This window comes from Tardiphaga sp. P4_G1 (assembly GCF_056401215.1).
Genome location: NZ_JBFUJU010000008.1, coordinates 204,250 through 219,413 on the forward strand (window position 1 = coordinate 204,250; position 15,164 = coordinate 219,413).

Sequence of the window (15,164 nt, forward strand, 5' to 3'; positions counted from 1 at the left end):
GTTCTTTTCAGCGTCGCCGATGCCCTCTAAGGTGCCCATAACGACGATGGAGACGGTGATGCGAATGATTCGGTTGGCGATTTTGGCTGCAGGTCTGAGCGGTGCGATCATGAGCAGCGCGGCCAAGGCCGACTGGGTGCCGCCATTCAAGGGCAACGACACCGGCGGCATCATCTCCACATCCCTGATCAGCCAGACCGACATTCGCGCCCTGGCGATTGATCATTGCGCGCGTTACGGCAAGGTCGTGAAGTTCCTGAGCGCCCCGCAGGAATATGGCGCCTACGTCTCGTTCGCCTGCCGCTGGGTGCCCTATGGCGCCTCGGATCGGCCGCTCCGCGTTCGCTACTGAACCTCTTTACGCGACACAGCGTCTCATCGGCTTGGGGAGAACCAGGCATGATGCGACGCTATGTTTCACTGTTGAATGTTTCCGTTTTGAGCGCGACTGCGATGTTGTGGGCAATCCCCGCCATCGCCGATCCCATCGAGTTGCCGGCACGCAAGGCTGGGCTTTGGGAAATGAAGATGCAGGGCAGCGCCGGGATGCCCGGCATGACGATGCAGCACTGCACGGACGAGACCACCGACAAGTTCATGAACACGACCTTCTCGCCGATGGCGAAGGACATGTGTTCGAAGAACGAGATGAAGAAGACCGCGACGGGCTATGTCACGGATTCGGTCTGCAATATCGGCGGCACCACCAGCACGTCGCATGCCGAGATCACAGGCGATTTCAATTCTGCCTATACGATGAAGATCACGTCGCAGAGCTCGGGCGCCGCCAAGGCCAATGCGGGCGACAACACCACGCAGCTGGAAGCAAAATGGCTCGGCGCCTGCAAGCCGGACCAGAAGCCCGGTGACATCATGATGCCCGGCGGCATGAAGATGAATGTCAAAGACATGGAGAAGATGAAGGGCATGCACCGGCCGCAATAGAGCCGCGCGCCCGCTGACTGGATGTTTCCCGCCGCAGCGTTCCCCGCTATAGATGATGGTAATCATCCCAATGGCGTGCGCAACGCAGCGACAGGAAACTCCGAAGGGCAGCTCCATGACCGAATTCACCGCATTGATGTCGTCCATGACGCGCTCCGGCGACGGCTGGGCCGCCCATGTCAGCGACGATTGGCTACAGGGCCGTACCGTCTATGGCGGTCTGGCCGCGGCACTGTGCATGCAGGCTGCGCTCAATGAATTCGGCGCCGTGCCGCCGCTTCGCTCGGCGCAGATCGCCTTCGTCGGCCCGGCCCCCGGTCCATTGCAGTTGCGCGCCAGCGTTCTGCGCAAGGGCAAATCGACCTTGTTCGCCAGCGTCGATCTTGTCGGCGAAGCAGGCCTCGCGACCCGCGCCATGTTCTGCTTCGGCGCCGCGCGTGAATCGGCTTTTGCCCATGTGGTGACCGGAACGCCGGAACTGAAAGCACCGGAGGACTGCCCGGACTTCTTTCACCGTGCGCCGCCGACGCTGCGTTTCCTGGAGCATATCGAAGGCCGGCATATGGGGGGCTCGACGCCGTTCAGCGGCAGCGAAGATCCGCAGATGATGCTGTGGCTGCGCCACCGCGAGCCCGGCATCCAGCCGTCGCTGGTGGCGTTGCTGGCCTTGGCCGACGCGCCGCCGCCGGCAGCTTCCGTCCGATCCACAAAGCCCTCGCCGATCAGCACGATGACCTGGTCGATCGACATGCTCACCGACGAGATCACCACCGATGACGGCTGGTGGCTGATCCGCAATGTCGCCGAGCAGATCGCCGGCGGTTATTCCAGCCAGGCGATGACGCTGTGGAATCAAAACGGCCGGCCCATCATGGCCAGCCGTCAGAATATTGCAGTGTTTGGATAGAGGCTTACTTCTTCGCCGCGGCGGCTGCGCGCTCGACGAAGGTCTGGCCACCCTTCATCTTATTGTTGAGCGGCGCTTCGTTGATCTGGATGACGACGGCATCGGCGGTGACGCCGAGATTCTTCACCAGCGCCTGGGTAATGTCGAGCATCATGCCCTTCTTCTGCTCGTCGGTGCGGCCGGCCGCCAGGTTGATCGTGATCTCAGGCATTGATGTCTCCTTTTATGATTTCACTCTCGTCATGGCCGGGCTTGTCCCGGCCATCCACGACTTCGTATCGACCGCATCAAACAAGACGTGGATGCCCGGGACAAGCCCGGGCATGACGATCAACTGATGGTTATGAGCTCCACTTCACGCCGTGCTTGTCGAGAATCTTGCGGACCTCGCTCACGAGATCGTTTTCCGCGATTTTGGTCTGCGCCTCTGCCTGCTTCTGCAGATAGGCGTCGCGATCGCCTTCCAGATCCGACAATCCGGCACCGAGGATCAGATCCTTCAGCATCACTTCGCCGGTCGCCTTTTCGTCGGAGCCTTGAATGATCACACAGGGTGAATTGCGCCGGTCGGCATATTTCAGCTGGTTGCCCATGCTCTTGGGGTTGCCAAGATAAAGCTCAGCGCGGATGCCGGCATTGCGCAGGCTCGCAACCATCTTCTGATAATCGGCGACACGGTCGCGATCAAACACGGTGACGACGACCGGGCCGAAATCCGGCGTGGTGTCGATCTTGCCGAGCAGCGTCAGCGCCGCCTGCAGGCGCGAGACGCCGATCGAGAAGCCGGTTGCGGGCACCGGCTCGCCGCGGAAGCGCGAGACGAGACCATCGTAACGACCACCGCCACCGACGGAGCCGAAGCGAACGGGACGGCCCTTTTCGTCTTTGGTTTCGAGCGTGAGTTCAACTTCGTAAACGGGGCCGGTATAGTATTCGAGGCCGCGCACGACAGACGGATCGATCTTGATGCGATCGGTTTGATAGCCCGCCGCAGTGATTAGCTTTTCGATCTCGGCAAGCTCGGCGCGTCCCTGCTTGTATGCATCGGAGCTATCGAGCTTCGCAGTCGGCTCGCTCGCTGCGTCGAGACTGCGCAGTACTGTCTCAGAATCGTCCGGCGAGAGTCCCGCACCCTTAGTGAAATCGCCCTTGCCTTCCTCGCCGCCATCCCAGCGGCCGGGGCCGAGCAGCTTCTTGATCTCGTCGACCGGAAACTTGTCCATCTTGTCGATGGCGCGCAGCACCGTGAGGCGACGTCCGACGTTCTCGTCGCCGCCGAGGCCGATGCTCTCCATCACCCCATCGAGCACCTTGCGGTTGTTGACGCGCACCACATAGCTGCCACGCGGAATGCCGAGCGCTTCCATCGCATCGGCCGCCATCATGCACATTTCGGCATCCGCCGCCGGCGAGCCGGAGCCGACGGTGTCGGCGTCGAACTGCATGAACTGGCGGAAGCGACCGGGGCCCGGCTTCTCGTTGCGATAGACGTAACCTGCACGGTAGCTGCGATATGGCTTCGGCAGCGCGTCCCAGTGTTCGGCGACATAGCGCGCCAGCGGCGCCGTCAGGTCGTAGCGCAGCGAGATCCACTGCTCGTCATCGTCCTGGAACGAGAACACGCCCTCGTTCGGCCGGTCCTGATCGGGCAGGAATTTGCCGAGCGCATCGGTGAATTCCATGGTCGGGGTCTCGACCGGCTCGAAGCCGTAGCGCTCATAGACCTCGCGGATGGTGTCGGTCATACGCCGGGTCGCGGCGATATCGGCCGGTCCGCGGTCGCCAAGGCCGCGCGGCAAGCGCGCGCGCAGTTTCTGGGGTTTTTTGGGCTTTTCAGACTTTTCGCTCATAGCGGCGTGGTACCAGCGCAGGCAGGAACCGGCAAGCGTTCGGCCCCGCGATCACTTGAGGTTGGCCACGCGCGACGCCACAAGGTTCGCCACGGCGGAACCTTCGTCATGCCTCCCCGTTCAATTTCAAATGCCGGCCGCGATACCATTTCAGACATCTGCCGGCGCAGAACGAGGCTTTCCATATGCCACCGCTCGCAAGCGCCCTGGTGCGAACAGGGCTCGCGCTCAAGCTCAATCAGGTCAAGCGCGCCACATCGTCCTATATCCGTGACCGCAGTGAGCAGACCCAGGGCATCGCGGTCTCTTATGCGGTCGCTGCCGGACTTTATGCTGCCGCAGGCGTCTTTCTGATCGCCACCCTGCTCGTCGGCGCTGCCGCGCTGTTTCGCTGGGTCGAACTGCGCTACGGGCTGTTTCAGGCCTTTGGCGCAACCGGCGGATTGCTGCTGGTGCTCGCTGCCCTGTTCGCTGTCCTTGCGGCAAGCCGGCTGAAACGTCCCTCGAAACAGTTTCCCAGTCTCGGCAGCCGTTTGCGCGTCGCGATCAATGCGAGCCCCGGCAAGCATGAGCAGGTCACGTCGGCCGCACCGCATCGCGCGCCCGCGCCGAACGAATTCAGGCCGAGCACACGCTCCGCACAGCCCCCGCAGAGCAGCGGCCCGGTGAAAGCCGGACTGGTGCTCGCCGCGACGCTTGCCGGCTGGGCTTTCGCCCGGCGCCGCAGCCTTGCGCAGCCGGCCCCTGCCCGCAGACCCGCGAGCAAAGCGAACGCCTGATGGTCGTCCGCCGATCCGACACGGACAGTCTGCTGCTGGTGGCAGCGACGACCTTTGCCGTACTCGCGTTGCAGAGCTTTTTCTCGGCACGCAACACCGAGAGGTCCGTTGTCGATGAGCCGCAACCGATCGGCGACACCGACGTCCCGCCACCAGCGACATTCACCCGCGAACTCGCTCAGTCCGGACGCGGCCGCCATTCGTCCAGCCCGCTGCAGATTCCATGGACGGGCTGGAAGGACGTGCTGTGGCGCACCTACGAGCAGATCAACGAGGATCGGCTGCTGGCGATAGCGGCCGGGGTCGTGTTCTTCGGCCTACTCGCCGTGTTTCCGGCAATCACCGCACTGGTCTCCTGCTATGGCCTGTTTGCCGATGCTTCCACGATTTCGGACAATCTGCAGACGCTGGCGCTGATGCTGCCGGATGGCTCGTTCCAGATCGTGCAGGACCAGATCGCGCGCGTACTCGCCAATGGCCAGGCCAAACTCGGCCTCACCTTCCTGTTCGGCCTTGCGCTGGCGCTGTGGAGCGCCAATGCCGGCGTGAAGGCCGTGATCGATGCGCTCAATGTCGTTTATGGCGAACGCGAGAAACGCAGCTTCATCAGGCTCAATATGCTCTCGCTCACTTTCACCGCCGGTGCCATTGCCGCCCTGCTGCTGATGGTCAGCGCGGTGGTCGCTTTGCCGCTGACGCTGGACCGGATCGGTCTCGCAACCGACAGCAAGACGATCATCAGCCTCGCCCGCTGGCCGCTCTTGCTGCTTGTGGTCGTGCTGGCGCTCGGCATTCTCTACCGCTTTGGTCCGAGCCGCCCCGGCGCGCGCTGGGAATGGCTCAGCATCGGCACCCTCGCTGCGGCACTGCTCTGGCTTGCCGGCTCGGCGCTGCTGTCTTGGTACCTGTCAAATTTCGGCAATTACAGCGTCACTTACGGCTCGCTCGGCGCCGCCATCGGCCTGATGATGTGGATGTGGATGTCCGCGATCATCGTTCTGTGCGGGGCCGAGCTGAATTCCGAGATCGAACACCAGACCGCCGTGGATACCACCGTCGGACCTGGACGGCCGATGGGCGCACGTGGCGCCGCCATGGCCGATACGCTCGGCCGCGCCAGCGCCTGAGGTGCAAAAGCACCGGTGGGCAAGTTCTCCCAGCCCTGCTTTCCGAATCAACAATAATGCTAAGGTTGGCCGGGTACTTAGCGCCGGGAGCGCTCGCGGCCGGACCTTTGTCGTGCCGTGCAGGAGTTTGGATTTGAGGATGTTGCGCGCGTTATGATCCGCATCTCCACGATTTTTGTCGGCATTTGCATGGTGCTGGTCTCAGCCTCGCTTGGCCTGGTGCTGTATGCGATCGCCGGCATCAGCGGCTACGAATCGGCCATCGTCGCACTGACTGCGCTGACCGTGATGATCCTCTACAACGCGGTGTCGATGCGCATCAAAGACCGCGCCGAATCCACTGGCCAGATCACCGATCTGTCGCGTGGCACCGCCGACCTCGCCCGGCAGGTCGCCGAGTTCGGCCGCCGGCTCGCCGTGGTCGAAAACAAGATCGCATCCGCCGGCACAGCCAATCAGGACCGTATCCAGACCGTCGCCGGGGAGATCGGCGAATTGGGTGCGCTGGTGAAGCAACTCGCCACATCGGTCGCCACCCACGAAGACATGCTGACAGCGATGCCTGCGCCGGCGACTGCTTCGGCGGCGATCGCGCCGCCATCGCCACCGGTCAAACCCGTGACCGCTGCCGATGTGCCGCTCGCTGTCGAGGTCGCTGAAGACACCGTGACGCCGACGGCGCCTGCGATCATCGTCAAGCCGGAGGCAGCGCCAGCGCGCGATAATGCGCAGTTCACCGCCATGGTGAAGAGTGCCATCGCCGACAACCGTATCGACATCTATCTGCAGCCGATGGTTACGCTGCCGCAGCGCAAGGTGCGCTTCTACGAGGCGATGACGCGGCTGCGCGACGACAAGGATCAGGTGATCACCGCCGACGAGTTCATCGGCCCCGCAGAAGCCGCCGGCCTGATGGGCCAGATCGATCACATCGTGCTGCTGCGCTGCATGCAGGTGCTGCGCCGCCTGATGGTGCGCAACAAGGATGTCGGCGTGTTCTGCAACATGGCTGGCGCGACCCTGTCGAATGCCGAGACCTTCGCGCAATGCATCGATTTCCTCGAAGCCAACCGCGCGCTGGCGCCGTCCTTCGTGCTGGAATTCAAGCAGAACGTGTTCCGCAATCTCGGCCCGATCGAGAGCGAGCATCTCGCCGCCCTCGCCCAGCGCGGCTACCGCTTCTCCATCGATCACGTCACGGATTTGCGGATCGAGCCGCGCGACCTCGCCGATCGCGGCGTGCGCTTTATCAAGGTACCGGCAGCACTCCTGCTCGACCCCAAGCAGACGTCGAATTCCGACATTCATCCCGCCGATCTCTCCGACCTGCTCGGCCGGTTCGGAATCGATCTGATCGCCGAGCGAATCGAGGGCGAACGGGCCGTGGTCGACCTGCTCGACTTCGACGTCCGGTTCGGGCAAGGCTTCCTGTTCGCGGCGCCCCGCCCGCTCAGGCCGGAAACGCCGGCCAATGGCGGTGCGCCAAATCCCTCCGCCAAGGACCCCGCAAAGGCAACCACGGACCCCAATGGCCTAGCGAGATCCGCCCCAACCACGCCTGCGCGGCCTGAGCCGCCGCGCACCACCGGCAATGCCGCGCTGGCGCGCCGCGCCACCGGCCCGAACTGATCGGCACTCAATTCATGACCACACTGCGTTTCGTCGAGCGCTTGCGCGACCTCACCGAACATGTCGACGTCGTCCTCAGCGACATCTGGGGCGTCGTCCATAACGGCCTCGAATCTTTCCCCGAAGCCTGCGAGGCGTTGCATACGTTTCGTGCCAAGGGCGGCACGGTGATCATGATCACCAATGCGCCGCGCCCCGCCGACTCCGTGCAGCGCCAGTTGCGCAAGCTCGGCGTCGCTGACGACACCTATGACGCCATCGTCTCGTCCGGCGACCTCACACGCAATTTCGTCGCCGGCCGACCGGGTCAGGCGATGTATCTGATCGGGCCGGACCGCGACAGTTCGATCCATCGCGGCCTCGATGTGAAGCTCACCCAGCTCGAACAGGCCGACTACATCGTCTGCAGCGGATTGTTCGACGACGAGACCGAATCCGCCGACGACTATCGCGACATGATGAGCCAGGCGCTGGCGCGCAAACTGACGCTCGTATGCGCCAATCCGGACATCATCGTCGAGCGCGGCGACCGCTTGATCTACTGCGCCGGCGCGGTCGCTGAACTCTATCGCGAGATGGGCGGCGAGGTGATCTTCTACGGCAAGCCGCATCGGCCGATCTACGATCAGGCCATGGCGCTGGCCAAGGCGAAGCGCGGCAAGGACACGGCGCTGGATCGCGTGCTGGCGATCGGCGATTCCGTGCGCACCGATCTCGCCGGCGCGCATGCCTATGGCATCGACCTGCTGTTCGTCACCCGCGGCATCCATGCCGGCGATTTCGAAGGCATCGAACAGATGGGCGCCTCGGAAGTGAAGGAACTGTTCGGCCATCCACCGAAGGCGCTGATGCGTGAATTGAAGTGGTGAGCTGACGTAAGGTGCGATCGTAGGATGGGTAGAGCGCAGCGAAACCCATCGCTTTCTTCGTCTGCAATTGATGGGTTTCGCTCCGGCGCAAGCGCGCCTGCGCTCTACCCATCCTACGATACTCATCACTCTCCACCGTCATGGCCGGACTTGTTCCGGCCATCCACGCCTTGCTGTGGACGTCGCCAAGGCGTGGATACCCGGCATGCGCCGGGCATGACGGCAGTGTTTGGGACGTCCACGTCGCGCCATCGCAGATTCAACTGTCAAACAGCCACGGCTCTTCAGACATGCGTCATCGCCCCCATTATTTGCGGCGCGGGGGCGCCGTCGTCTGTCGCATTCCCGCCCCCTGTGAGAGGGCGTGCGGAACGCCGGGTGCCCGTTGCACCCTTGGGCCTGATGCGAATGCGGTCTTCCGCAATTGAGAGTGCATCAGGACTTTCGGAGGCGCCGAGCAAGTGCCCGACGTTCCGCCTGCGGTGTTTTTTCGGTTGCTTGCACTTTGCCTCGACGAACGCTCCGATCGCGAATTAAAGTCCCAAGGCGATGGGAAGGGAGCCTCAAGCGACTAGGCCGAACGCGTTTTGACTTGGTCGTCCGTCACACTGTCCAGGGGTTTGTCCATCCGAAGGTCGGCCGTCTCCTTGCCAGTGGCAGTGCTGACGCAGATCCGTCCTGCCCGAAGACAGACGTTCCCCCATGAACCGCGTGACGCCGCATCTCCGGCGTCCACCGCATCCAGCCCCGCGAACGTGACGATCGCGATCGCCCCTCTCGGTGGGGCAGGACGTGGGGGGAATATAAACCTGATGGGGATGGTGTCAACGAGATATAGGAAAAAATGTTTGGGCGCTGTCTTGCCGCCCCAAGCTCGTCATTCCGGGGCGGGACCGACGCCGGAGGCGACGGGACCGAATCCGGAATCCCGACCTGTTTTGCGCTGAACATGTCGGGATTCCGGGCTCAGTCCAGCCCGCTCCGCGGCCCGTCCTGCCCCGGAATGACAGGGGGAGCCGAAACGCAAAATGCCCGGCACGAGGCCGGGCATTGCGAAATTCGAAAGCTCTGAGCGAAGCTGCGCGGCTTACGCCGGCACGGTGTCCGGGAACACGGCTTCGATCTTGGTCTTCAGCGTCGCCGCGTTGAATGGCTTGACGATGTAATTGTTCACGCCGGCCTTCTTGGCGGCAATCACGTTCTCGGTCTTGGATTCTGCCGTGATCATGATGAAAGGGGTCTGCGACAGGTTGGGGTCGGCGCGGACTTCCTTGAGCAGGTCGTAGCCCGTCATCGGCTCCATGTTCCAGTCGGAAATCACCAGCCCATACTTCTTGGTGCGCATCTTTTCCAGCGCCATCGAACCATCGCTGGCATCGTCGATGTGTTCGAAACCAAGCTGCTTCAGAAGATTGCGAATGATGCGGATCATGGTGTTGTAATCGTCCACCACCAGCACCGTCATCGACAAATCAACCGCCATCTTCATTCCCCCTGAGGCACGATACGCAAATGCAAAAAATGATATTTGCCGTCAGGCAAACCGTTCCAACCGGGATTGGCGAGTATTGCTGTCCGCGGCTTGGGCCAAGAATTAGCAGGGTGGGTTAAATTTCCAGTTAACCGCCCCATGGCGCGAAATTCGTCAAATTCGAGAAGAAAGCCGATTTTACCTTCGCTTGACTTCGACGTGGTGGGCGCGCCACGGTCCCTCACCCGCCAAAACCACCAACGAATCCAATCATGACGACTGCTTTCAGCGTGATCCGCGACACAACGCCTGCCAATGCCATCCCGCGCGGATGCGTCGTGGCAATGGGTAATTTCGACGGTGTCCATCTCGGCCACCGCGCCGTCATCGGTGCTGCGTTACGCATGGCGGAACTGCATAAAACAAGCGCTTTGGCGGTGACCTTCGAGCCGCATCCGCGCAGTTTCTTCAGCCCCAACACGCCGCAGTTCCGGCTCTCCGACGAAGCCGCCAAGCTGCGCCTGCTGGCAGGAACCGGCCTCGCCGGCGCCGTCGTCATGACCTTCGACAAGGGACGCGCCAGCACCACGGCGCAAGACTTCATTCACCACGATCTCATTGAGCGTCTCGGCATCAGCGGCATCGCCGTCGGCTACGACTTTCATTTCGGCAAAGGCCGCGTCGGTTCGCCCAGCCTGCTGGCCAACGAAGCGCCGCGCCTCGGCATCGAGGTCGACATCCAGCCGCATGTCGATATCGATGAGCGCCCGGTGTCTTCGACGGCCATCCGCATGGCCTTGGCTGAGGGCCAGGTGACCGAGGCCACGGAGATGCTGAACGGGCCGTGGTTCATCACCGGCGAAGTGATCCACGGCAAAAAGCTCGGCCGCGACCTTGGCTATCCCACCGCCAATATCCGCCTGAATAACAATTGCGGCCTCAAGCACGGCATCTACGCCGTGCGGGTCGGCCGCGGAAACGAGCGCTTCGACGGCGTTGCATCCTTTGGCCGCCGCCCGACCTTCGATAACGGCGCGCCCTTGCTCGAAGTGTTCCTGTTCGACTTCAAGGGCGACCTATACGGCCAGGCACTGGACGTCGCCTTCATTGCCTTCATCCGCGATGAAATGAAATTCGAGGGCATCGAACCGCTGATCCGCCAAATGGACGACGACAGCGCCAAAGCGCGGGCCGCGCTGGCGGCTGCGCCGGATGCGTTTCCGAAACTGGGAGACATCGACTGACCAGGACCGAAAAGCAGAAAATGCTCGCCGGCGAACTCTATCGCCCCGGCAGCCCCGAACTGGTCGCTGACGAGAAGGCCAACAAGGCCTGGCTCGCGAAATACAACGCGCAGCTGGACCGGCCCGTGGCCGAACGACGGACGTTGCTCGCCGAGCATTTCGGCAAGGTCGGCGCCGACTGCGTGATCCGGCCGCCGTTCTTCTGCGACTACGGCTACAACATCCATCTCGGCGACAACGTTTTCCTGAATTTCAACTGCGTGATCCTGGACATCGTCGCGGTCTCCATCGGCGACCGGACGCAAATCGGCCCGGCCGTGCAGATCTACGCCGCCGACCATCCCCGCGACGCCGAGACCCGCCGCAACGGACTGGAATTCGGCCGGCCGGTCAAAATCGGCGCCGATGTCTGGATCGGCGGCGGGGCCATTATCGTGCCCGGCGTGACCATCGGTGACGGCGCCGTGATCGGCGCCGGCAGTGTCGTGACCCGGGACGTTCCGGACGGCGCCACCGTGGCCGGCAATCCGGCCCGGGTGATTGGCAAACGGGGCTAATCCGACCCTTTGCGATCGTCTCCCCGGCTGCTATTGAGTGCCGGATGTCTGCACGGCGCCCCATCATAAGCATTATCGGCCCGGCTTCCGCCTGAGCTTTGCTCGGCGCAAGACCGGGACCGTCCAGTTTCATCGCGTTTTCACGCGTTTCAGCGCCATTCGAGCAAGCCAGAGCCATTATGTCCGACAAGCCCGCCAAATCTGACACCCACGACTATTCCAAGACCCTCTATTTGCCGCAGACCGAATTTCCGATGCGCGCAGGCCTGCCGACCAGCGAGCCGAAAATGCTGGCGCGGTGGAACGAGATCGACCTCTACGGCAAGCTCCGCGAGACCGCCAAGGGCAAGCCGAAATTCGTGCTGCATGACGGCCCGCCCTATGCCAATGGCAACATCCATATCGGGCATGCGCTCAACAAGATCCTCAAGGACGTGGTGACCAAGAGCCAGCAGATGCTGGGCTTTGACTCGAACTACGTGCCGGGCTGGGACTGTCACGGCCTGCCGATCGAGTGGAAGATCGAGGAAGAGAACTACCGCTCCAAGGGCAAGGTCAAGCCGAACTTCAAGGACGGCGCGGCGATGATCGCGTTCCGCCAGGAATGCCGTGCCTATGCCAACAAGTGGCTCGACATCCAGCGCGAGGAATTCAAGCGACTCGGCATCATCGGCGACTGGGCCGGCCGCTACGCCACCATGGACTATTTCGCCGAGGCGCAGATTGCACGCGAGCTGATGAAGTTCGCGGCCAACGGCACGCTGTATCGCGGATCGAAGCCTGTGATGTGGAGCGTGGTCGAGAAGACCGCGCTGGCCGAAGCGGAAGTCGAATATGAGGACTACACATCGGATGCGGTGTGGGTGAAATTCCCGGTGGCCGCCGAATTCGGCCGGCTCGCCAAGGCCGCAGTGGTGATCTGGACCACCACGCCCTGGACGCTGCCGGCCAATCGCGCCATCTCGTTCTCCAGCAAGATCTCTTACGGCCTCTATGAAGTCACCGAGGCGCCGGCGGATAACTGGCTGAAGACCGGCGATCTCCTGGTCCTCGCCGACGCGCTGGCCGTGAGCGTGTTCAAGCAGGCGCGCGTGGCCTCCTGGAAGAAGAGCAGCGAGCTGTCCTCCGACATCCTCGAGGATCTCGAATGCCGTCATCCGCTCAAGGGTCTCGCCGGCGGTTATGATTTCATCGTGCCGCTGCTCGACGGCGATCACGTCACCGACGATACCGGCACCGGCTTTGTGCATACCGCGCCGAGCCATGGCCGCGACGACTTCGATATCTGGACGTCGAATGGCCGCCAGCTCACCGAGCGCGGCATCGCGACCACGATCCCCTACACGGTTGATGAGAACGGTGCGCTGACCGAACAGGCACCGGGCTTCGCCGGCACCCGCGTAATCAACGACAAGGGCGAGAAGGGCGACGCCAACGAGGCCGTCATCAAGGCGCTGGTCGAGCGCGGCATGCTGGTGGCGCGTGCGCGCCTGAAGCATCAGTACCCGCATTCCTGGCGCTCGAAGAAGCCGGTGATCTATCGCAACACGCCGCAATGGTTCATCGCGATGGACAAGGACATTTTGGAAGTGAACGCTCCCGGCAAGCCGGGAGCTATGGCGGACGACGGCAAGGCGAAGCCCGGCGACACGCTGCGTCACCGTGCCCTCGAAGCCATCAAGGTCACGCAATGGGTGCCGGCCACCGGCCAGAACCGCATCAACGGCATGATCAACACCAAGCCCGACTGGGTGATCTCGCGCCAGCGCGCCTGGGGCGTGCCAATCGCGGTATTCGTGCGCGAGAAGGGCGACGGCTCCGCAGAGATCCTGCAGGACGAGGCCGTCAACAAGCGCATTTCCGACGCGTTCGAGAAGGAAGGCGCCGACGCCTGGTATGCCGAAGGCGCGCGCGAGCATTTCCTCGGCTCGCTTGCCAATGAGGAGTGGAAGAAGGTCGACGACATCTGCGACGTCTGGTTCGACTCAGGCTCCACACATGCCTTCGTGCTCGAAGACCCCGTGCACTTCCCCGGCCTTGCCGGCATCAAGCGCAAGGCCCAGGGCGGTGCGGACACCGTCATGTATCTGGAAGGCTCCGACCAGCACCGCGGCTGGTTCCAGTCGTCACTGCTGGAGAGCAGCGGCACCCGCGGCCGCGCACCGTTCGACATCGTGCTGACCCACGGCTTCACGCTCGACGAGAACGGCCGCAAGATGTCGAAATCGATCGGCAACACCATCGAGCCGCAGAAGATCATCAAGGACTCCGGCGCCGACATCCTGCGCCTGTGGGTCTGCGCCACCGATTACGCCGACGACCAGCGCATCGGCGCGGAGATCATCAAGAATACCATCGAGACCTATCGCAAGCTGCGCAACAGCGTGCGCTGGATGCTCGGCAGCCTCGCGCATTTCCACGACGAGGATCGCATCAAGGCCGACGATATGCCGGAGCTCGAGCGGCTGATGCTGCATCGTCTCGCCGAAGTCGATGCGGTGGTGCGACAGGCCTATATCGATTTCGACTACAAGACGGTGGTGGCCACACTCGCCGCCTTCATGAACACCGAACTGTCGGCCTTCTACTTCGACATCCGCAAGGACACGCTGTATTGCGACGCGCCGTCGTCGGTGACACGCAAGGCGTCGCTGACCGTGATCGATTACCTGTTCCGTTCGATCGTGACCTGGTTCGCACCCATTCTGAGCTTCACCGCCGAAGAAGCATGGCTGTCGCGCTATGGCAGCAGCTCCGTGTCGGTGCATCTCGAAACGTTCCAGAAGACGCTGCCGGCATGGCGTAACGAGGCGCTCGCCGCGAAGTGGGAAACCATCCGCAATGTGCGCCGCGTCGTCACCGGCGCGCTGGAAGTCGAGCGCGCTGCCAAGAACATCGGCTCGTCGCTGGAGGCCTCACCGCTGATCCATGTCACAGACCCCGCGATCTTTGCCATACTGGCCGACGTCGATCTTGCGGAGATCTGCATCACCTCGAATGCGATGCTGACCAATGCCGAAGCACCCGCAGGCGCCTTCGCGCTGAACGACGTGCCCGGCGTTGCCGTGGTCGTGGAAAAGGCCGTCGGCACCAAATGTGCGCGGTCGTGGAAGATCCTGCCGACCGTGGGTGAGGACAAGGAGTATCCCGACGTCACCCCGCGCGACGCGCAAGCACTGCGGGAGTGGAAGGCGCTGGGAGTGGCTGTTTGAAACCAGCCGTCCGCTCCGGGCTGATCGCAGCCATCGTCATCCTGATCCTCGATCAGGCGACGAAGCTGTGGCTGCTCTATGCCTTCGATCTCGGCCATCGCGGCGTGGTCCCGGTCACGCCGTTCTTCGATCTCGTCCTGGCCTGGAATACCGGCATCAGCTACGGCTGGTTCTCCGATTCCGGCCCGACCGGCCAGGTCGTGCTGGTGGCCATCAAGGCGATCGCGGTGGTGGCGCTGGCCGTCTGGATGGCGAAATCGGAGACCAAACTGGCCACGATCGGGCTTGGACTGATCATCGGGGGCGCAATCGGCAATGCCATCGACCGCTTCGCCTATGGCGCCGTGGTCGATTTCGCGCTCCTGCACGTCGAGATCGCCGGCAAGACCTACAACTGGTACGTGTTTAACCTTGCCGATGTCGCCATTGTTGCCGGTGTAGCGGCCCTGTTGTATGACTCTTTCTTCACGGTACCCGCCGCAAAAGCGCCCTGATCCCAGCCGATACGCAAGGCCAAGGGCGATACCAGCGGAACCGCACCAGGATTCTCGGATTCTTGCCGATCCGCCAGATA

General features: G+C 62.8%; 14 protein-coding genes. 11 read left to right on the forward strand and 3 right to left on the reverse strand.

Features of this window, described 5'->3' with window-relative positions; translation table 11 throughout:
• The first annotated feature begins 58 nt into the window (after window positions 1-58).
• The 3 genes from AC1DUY_RS20385 to AC1DUY_RS20395 all read left to right on the forward strand — a co-directional run bounded on the left by AC1DUY_RS20385 (window position 59) and on the right by AC1DUY_RS20395 (window position 1,852).
• Entirely contained in the window at window positions 59-352 is a 294-nt protein-coding gene (locus tag AC1DUY_RS20385; RefSeq protein ID WP_068731365.1) for a hypothetical protein, read from the forward strand.
• Window positions 353-453: 101 nt separating this feature from the next.
• Window positions 454-945 carry a DUF3617 domain-containing protein gene (locus AC1DUY_RS20390; RefSeq protein ID WP_478116809.1) on the forward strand — a complete coding sequence of 164 codons (492 nt, stop codon included), beginning with the start codon at window positions 454-456 and terminating at the stop codon, window positions 943-945.
• A gap of 115 nt (window positions 946-1,060) precedes the next feature.
• Complete coding sequence (locus AC1DUY_RS20395; RefSeq protein WP_478116579.1) at window positions 1,061-1,852, forward strand: thioesterase family protein; 792 nt, start codon at window positions 1,061-1,063, stop codon at window positions 1,850-1,852.
• Between the two features lie 4 nt (window positions 1,853-1,856).
• Here the strand turns inward: AC1DUY_RS20395 and AC1DUY_RS20400 are convergent, their stop codons facing one another.
• Together AC1DUY_RS20400 and hisS are read right to left on the reverse strand one after the other, a co-directional pair.
• The gene (locus AC1DUY_RS20400) at window positions 1,857-2,063 is read right to left on the reverse strand and encodes a tautomerase family protein (protein ID WP_093759344.1); all 207 of its coding nucleotides are present in this window, start codon (window positions 2,061-2,063) and stop codon (window positions 1,857-1,859) included.
• 130 nt (window positions 2,064-2,193) lie between these two features.
• On the reverse strand, window positions 2,194-3,702 hold the full coding sequence (gene hisS / locus AC1DUY_RS20405; RefSeq protein WP_478116581.1) for a histidine--tRNA ligase: 1,509 nt from the start codon (window positions 3,700-3,702) through the stop codon (window positions 2,194-2,196).
• A 185-nt stretch (window positions 3,703-3,887) separates the two neighbouring features.
• Here hisS and AC1DUY_RS20410 point away from each other — a divergent pair, with 185 nt between their 5' ends.
• The 4 genes from AC1DUY_RS20410 (at window position 3,888) to AC1DUY_RS20425 (ending at window position 8,106) form a co-directional block, all read left to right on the forward strand.
• Entirely contained in the window at window positions 3,888-4,481 is a 594-nt protein-coding gene (locus AC1DUY_RS20410) for a phage holin family protein (RefSeq protein ID WP_478116583.1), read from the forward strand.
• Window positions 4,481-5,608, forward strand: coding sequence for a YihY/virulence factor BrkB family protein (locus AC1DUY_RS20415; RefSeq protein ID WP_478116585.1), 1,128 nt, complete (start codon window positions 4,481-4,483; stop codon window positions 5,606-5,608). Before AC1DUY_RS20410 ends, AC1DUY_RS20415 begins: the two co-directional genes overlap by 1 nt.
• 153 nt (window positions 5,609-5,761) lie before the next feature.
• Window positions 5,762-7,237 (forward strand): EAL domain-containing protein, encoded by a 1,476-nt coding sequence (locus AC1DUY_RS20420; RefSeq protein WP_478116587.1) that lies wholly within the window; start codon window positions 5,762-5,764, stop codon window positions 7,235-7,237.
• Window positions 7,238-7,251: 14 nt separating this feature from the next.
• A complete protein-coding gene (locus AC1DUY_RS20425) occupies window positions 7,252-8,106 on the forward strand; it encodes a TIGR01459 family HAD-type hydrolase (RefSeq protein ID WP_478116589.1) in 855 nt (284 codons plus the stop codon).
• A 1,087-nt stretch (window positions 8,107-9,193) separates the two neighbouring features.
• Here AC1DUY_RS20425 and AC1DUY_RS20430 read toward each other — a convergent pair.
• A complete protein-coding gene (locus AC1DUY_RS20430; protein WP_089263591.1) occupies window positions 9,194-9,589 on the reverse strand; it encodes a response regulator in 396 nt (131 codons plus the stop codon).
• Window positions 9,590-9,849: 260 nt separating this feature from the next.
• On the opposite strand from AC1DUY_RS20430, the gene AC1DUY_RS20435 reads away from it, so the two are divergent.
• The 4 genes from AC1DUY_RS20435 to lspA all read left to right on the forward strand — a co-directional run bounded on the left by AC1DUY_RS20435 (window position 9,850) and on the right by lspA (window position 15,084).
• The gene (locus AC1DUY_RS20435; RefSeq protein WP_093759349.1) at window positions 9,850-10,821 is read left to right on the forward strand and encodes a bifunctional riboflavin kinase/FAD synthetase; all 972 of its coding nucleotides are present in this window, start codon (window positions 9,850-9,852) and stop codon (window positions 10,819-10,821) included.
• A complete protein-coding gene (locus tag AC1DUY_RS20440; RefSeq protein WP_093759350.1) occupies window positions 10,818-11,378 on the forward strand; it encodes a sugar O-acetyltransferase in 561 nt (186 codons plus the stop codon). The genes AC1DUY_RS20435 and AC1DUY_RS20440 overlap by 4 nt, the downstream gene beginning before the upstream one ends.
• A 179-nt stretch (window positions 11,379-11,557) precedes the next feature.
• Complete coding sequence (gene ileS / locus AC1DUY_RS20445; RefSeq protein ID WP_478116592.1) at window positions 11,558-14,590, forward strand: isoleucine--tRNA ligase; 3,033 nt, start codon at window positions 11,558-11,560, stop codon at window positions 14,588-14,590.
• A complete protein-coding gene (gene lspA, locus AC1DUY_RS20450) occupies window positions 14,587-15,084 on the forward strand; it encodes a signal peptidase II (RefSeq protein WP_441279587.1) in 498 nt (165 codons plus the stop codon). The genes ileS and lspA overlap by 4 nt, the downstream gene beginning before the upstream one ends.
• The last annotated feature ends 80 nt before the right edge of the window (window positions 15,085-15,164 follow it).

What these genes read in the sequence shown, in the direction of transcription:
- AC1DUY_RS20435 (WP_093759349.1), top strand. Translation starts at nt 9,850, where the DNA reads ATGACGACTGCTTTCAGCGTGATCCGCGACACAACGCCTGCCAATGCC.
- AC1DUY_RS20385 (WP_068731365.1), top strand. Translation starts at nt 59, where the DNA reads ATGCGAATGATTCGGTTGGCGATTTTGGCTGCAGGTCTGAGCGGTGCG.
- ileS (WP_478116592.1), top strand. Translation starts at nt 11,558, where the DNA reads ATGTCCGACAAGCCCGCCAAATCTGACACCCACGACTATTCCAAGACC.
- AC1DUY_RS20410 (WP_478116583.1), top strand. Translation starts at nt 3,888, where the DNA reads ATGCCACCGCTCGCAAGCGCCCTGGTGCGAACAGGGCTCGCGCTCAAG.
- AC1DUY_RS20415 (WP_478116585.1), top strand. Translation starts at nt 4,481, where the DNA reads ATGGTCGTCCGCCGATCCGACACGGACAGTCTGCTGCTGGTGGCAGCG.
- AC1DUY_RS20420 (WP_478116587.1), top strand. Translation starts at nt 5,762, where the DNA reads ATGATCCGCATCTCCACGATTTTTGTCGGCATTTGCATGGTGCTGGTC.
- AC1DUY_RS20390 (WP_478116809.1), top strand. Translation starts at nt 454, where the DNA reads ATGTTGTGGGCAATCCCCGCCATCGCCGATCCCATCGAGTTGCCGGCA.
- AC1DUY_RS20430 (WP_089263591.1), bottom strand. Translation starts at nt 9,589, where the DNA reads ATGGCGGTTGATTTGTCGATGACGGTGCTGGTGGTGGACGATTACAAC.
- hisS (WP_478116581.1), bottom strand. Translation starts at nt 3,702, where the DNA reads ATGAGCGAAAAGTCTGAAAAGCCCAAAAAACCCCAGAAACTGCGCGCG.
- AC1DUY_RS20400 (WP_093759344.1), bottom strand. Translation starts at nt 2,063, where the DNA reads ATGCCTGAGATCACGATCAACCTGGCGGCCGGCCGCACCGACGAGCAG.
- AC1DUY_RS20425 (WP_478116589.1), top strand. Translation starts at nt 7,252, where the DNA reads ATGACCACACTGCGTTTCGTCGAGCGCTTGCGCGACCTCACCGAACAT.
- AC1DUY_RS20395 (WP_478116579.1), top strand. Translation starts at nt 1,061, where the DNA reads ATGACCGAATTCACCGCATTGATGTCGTCCATGACGCGCTCCGGCGAC.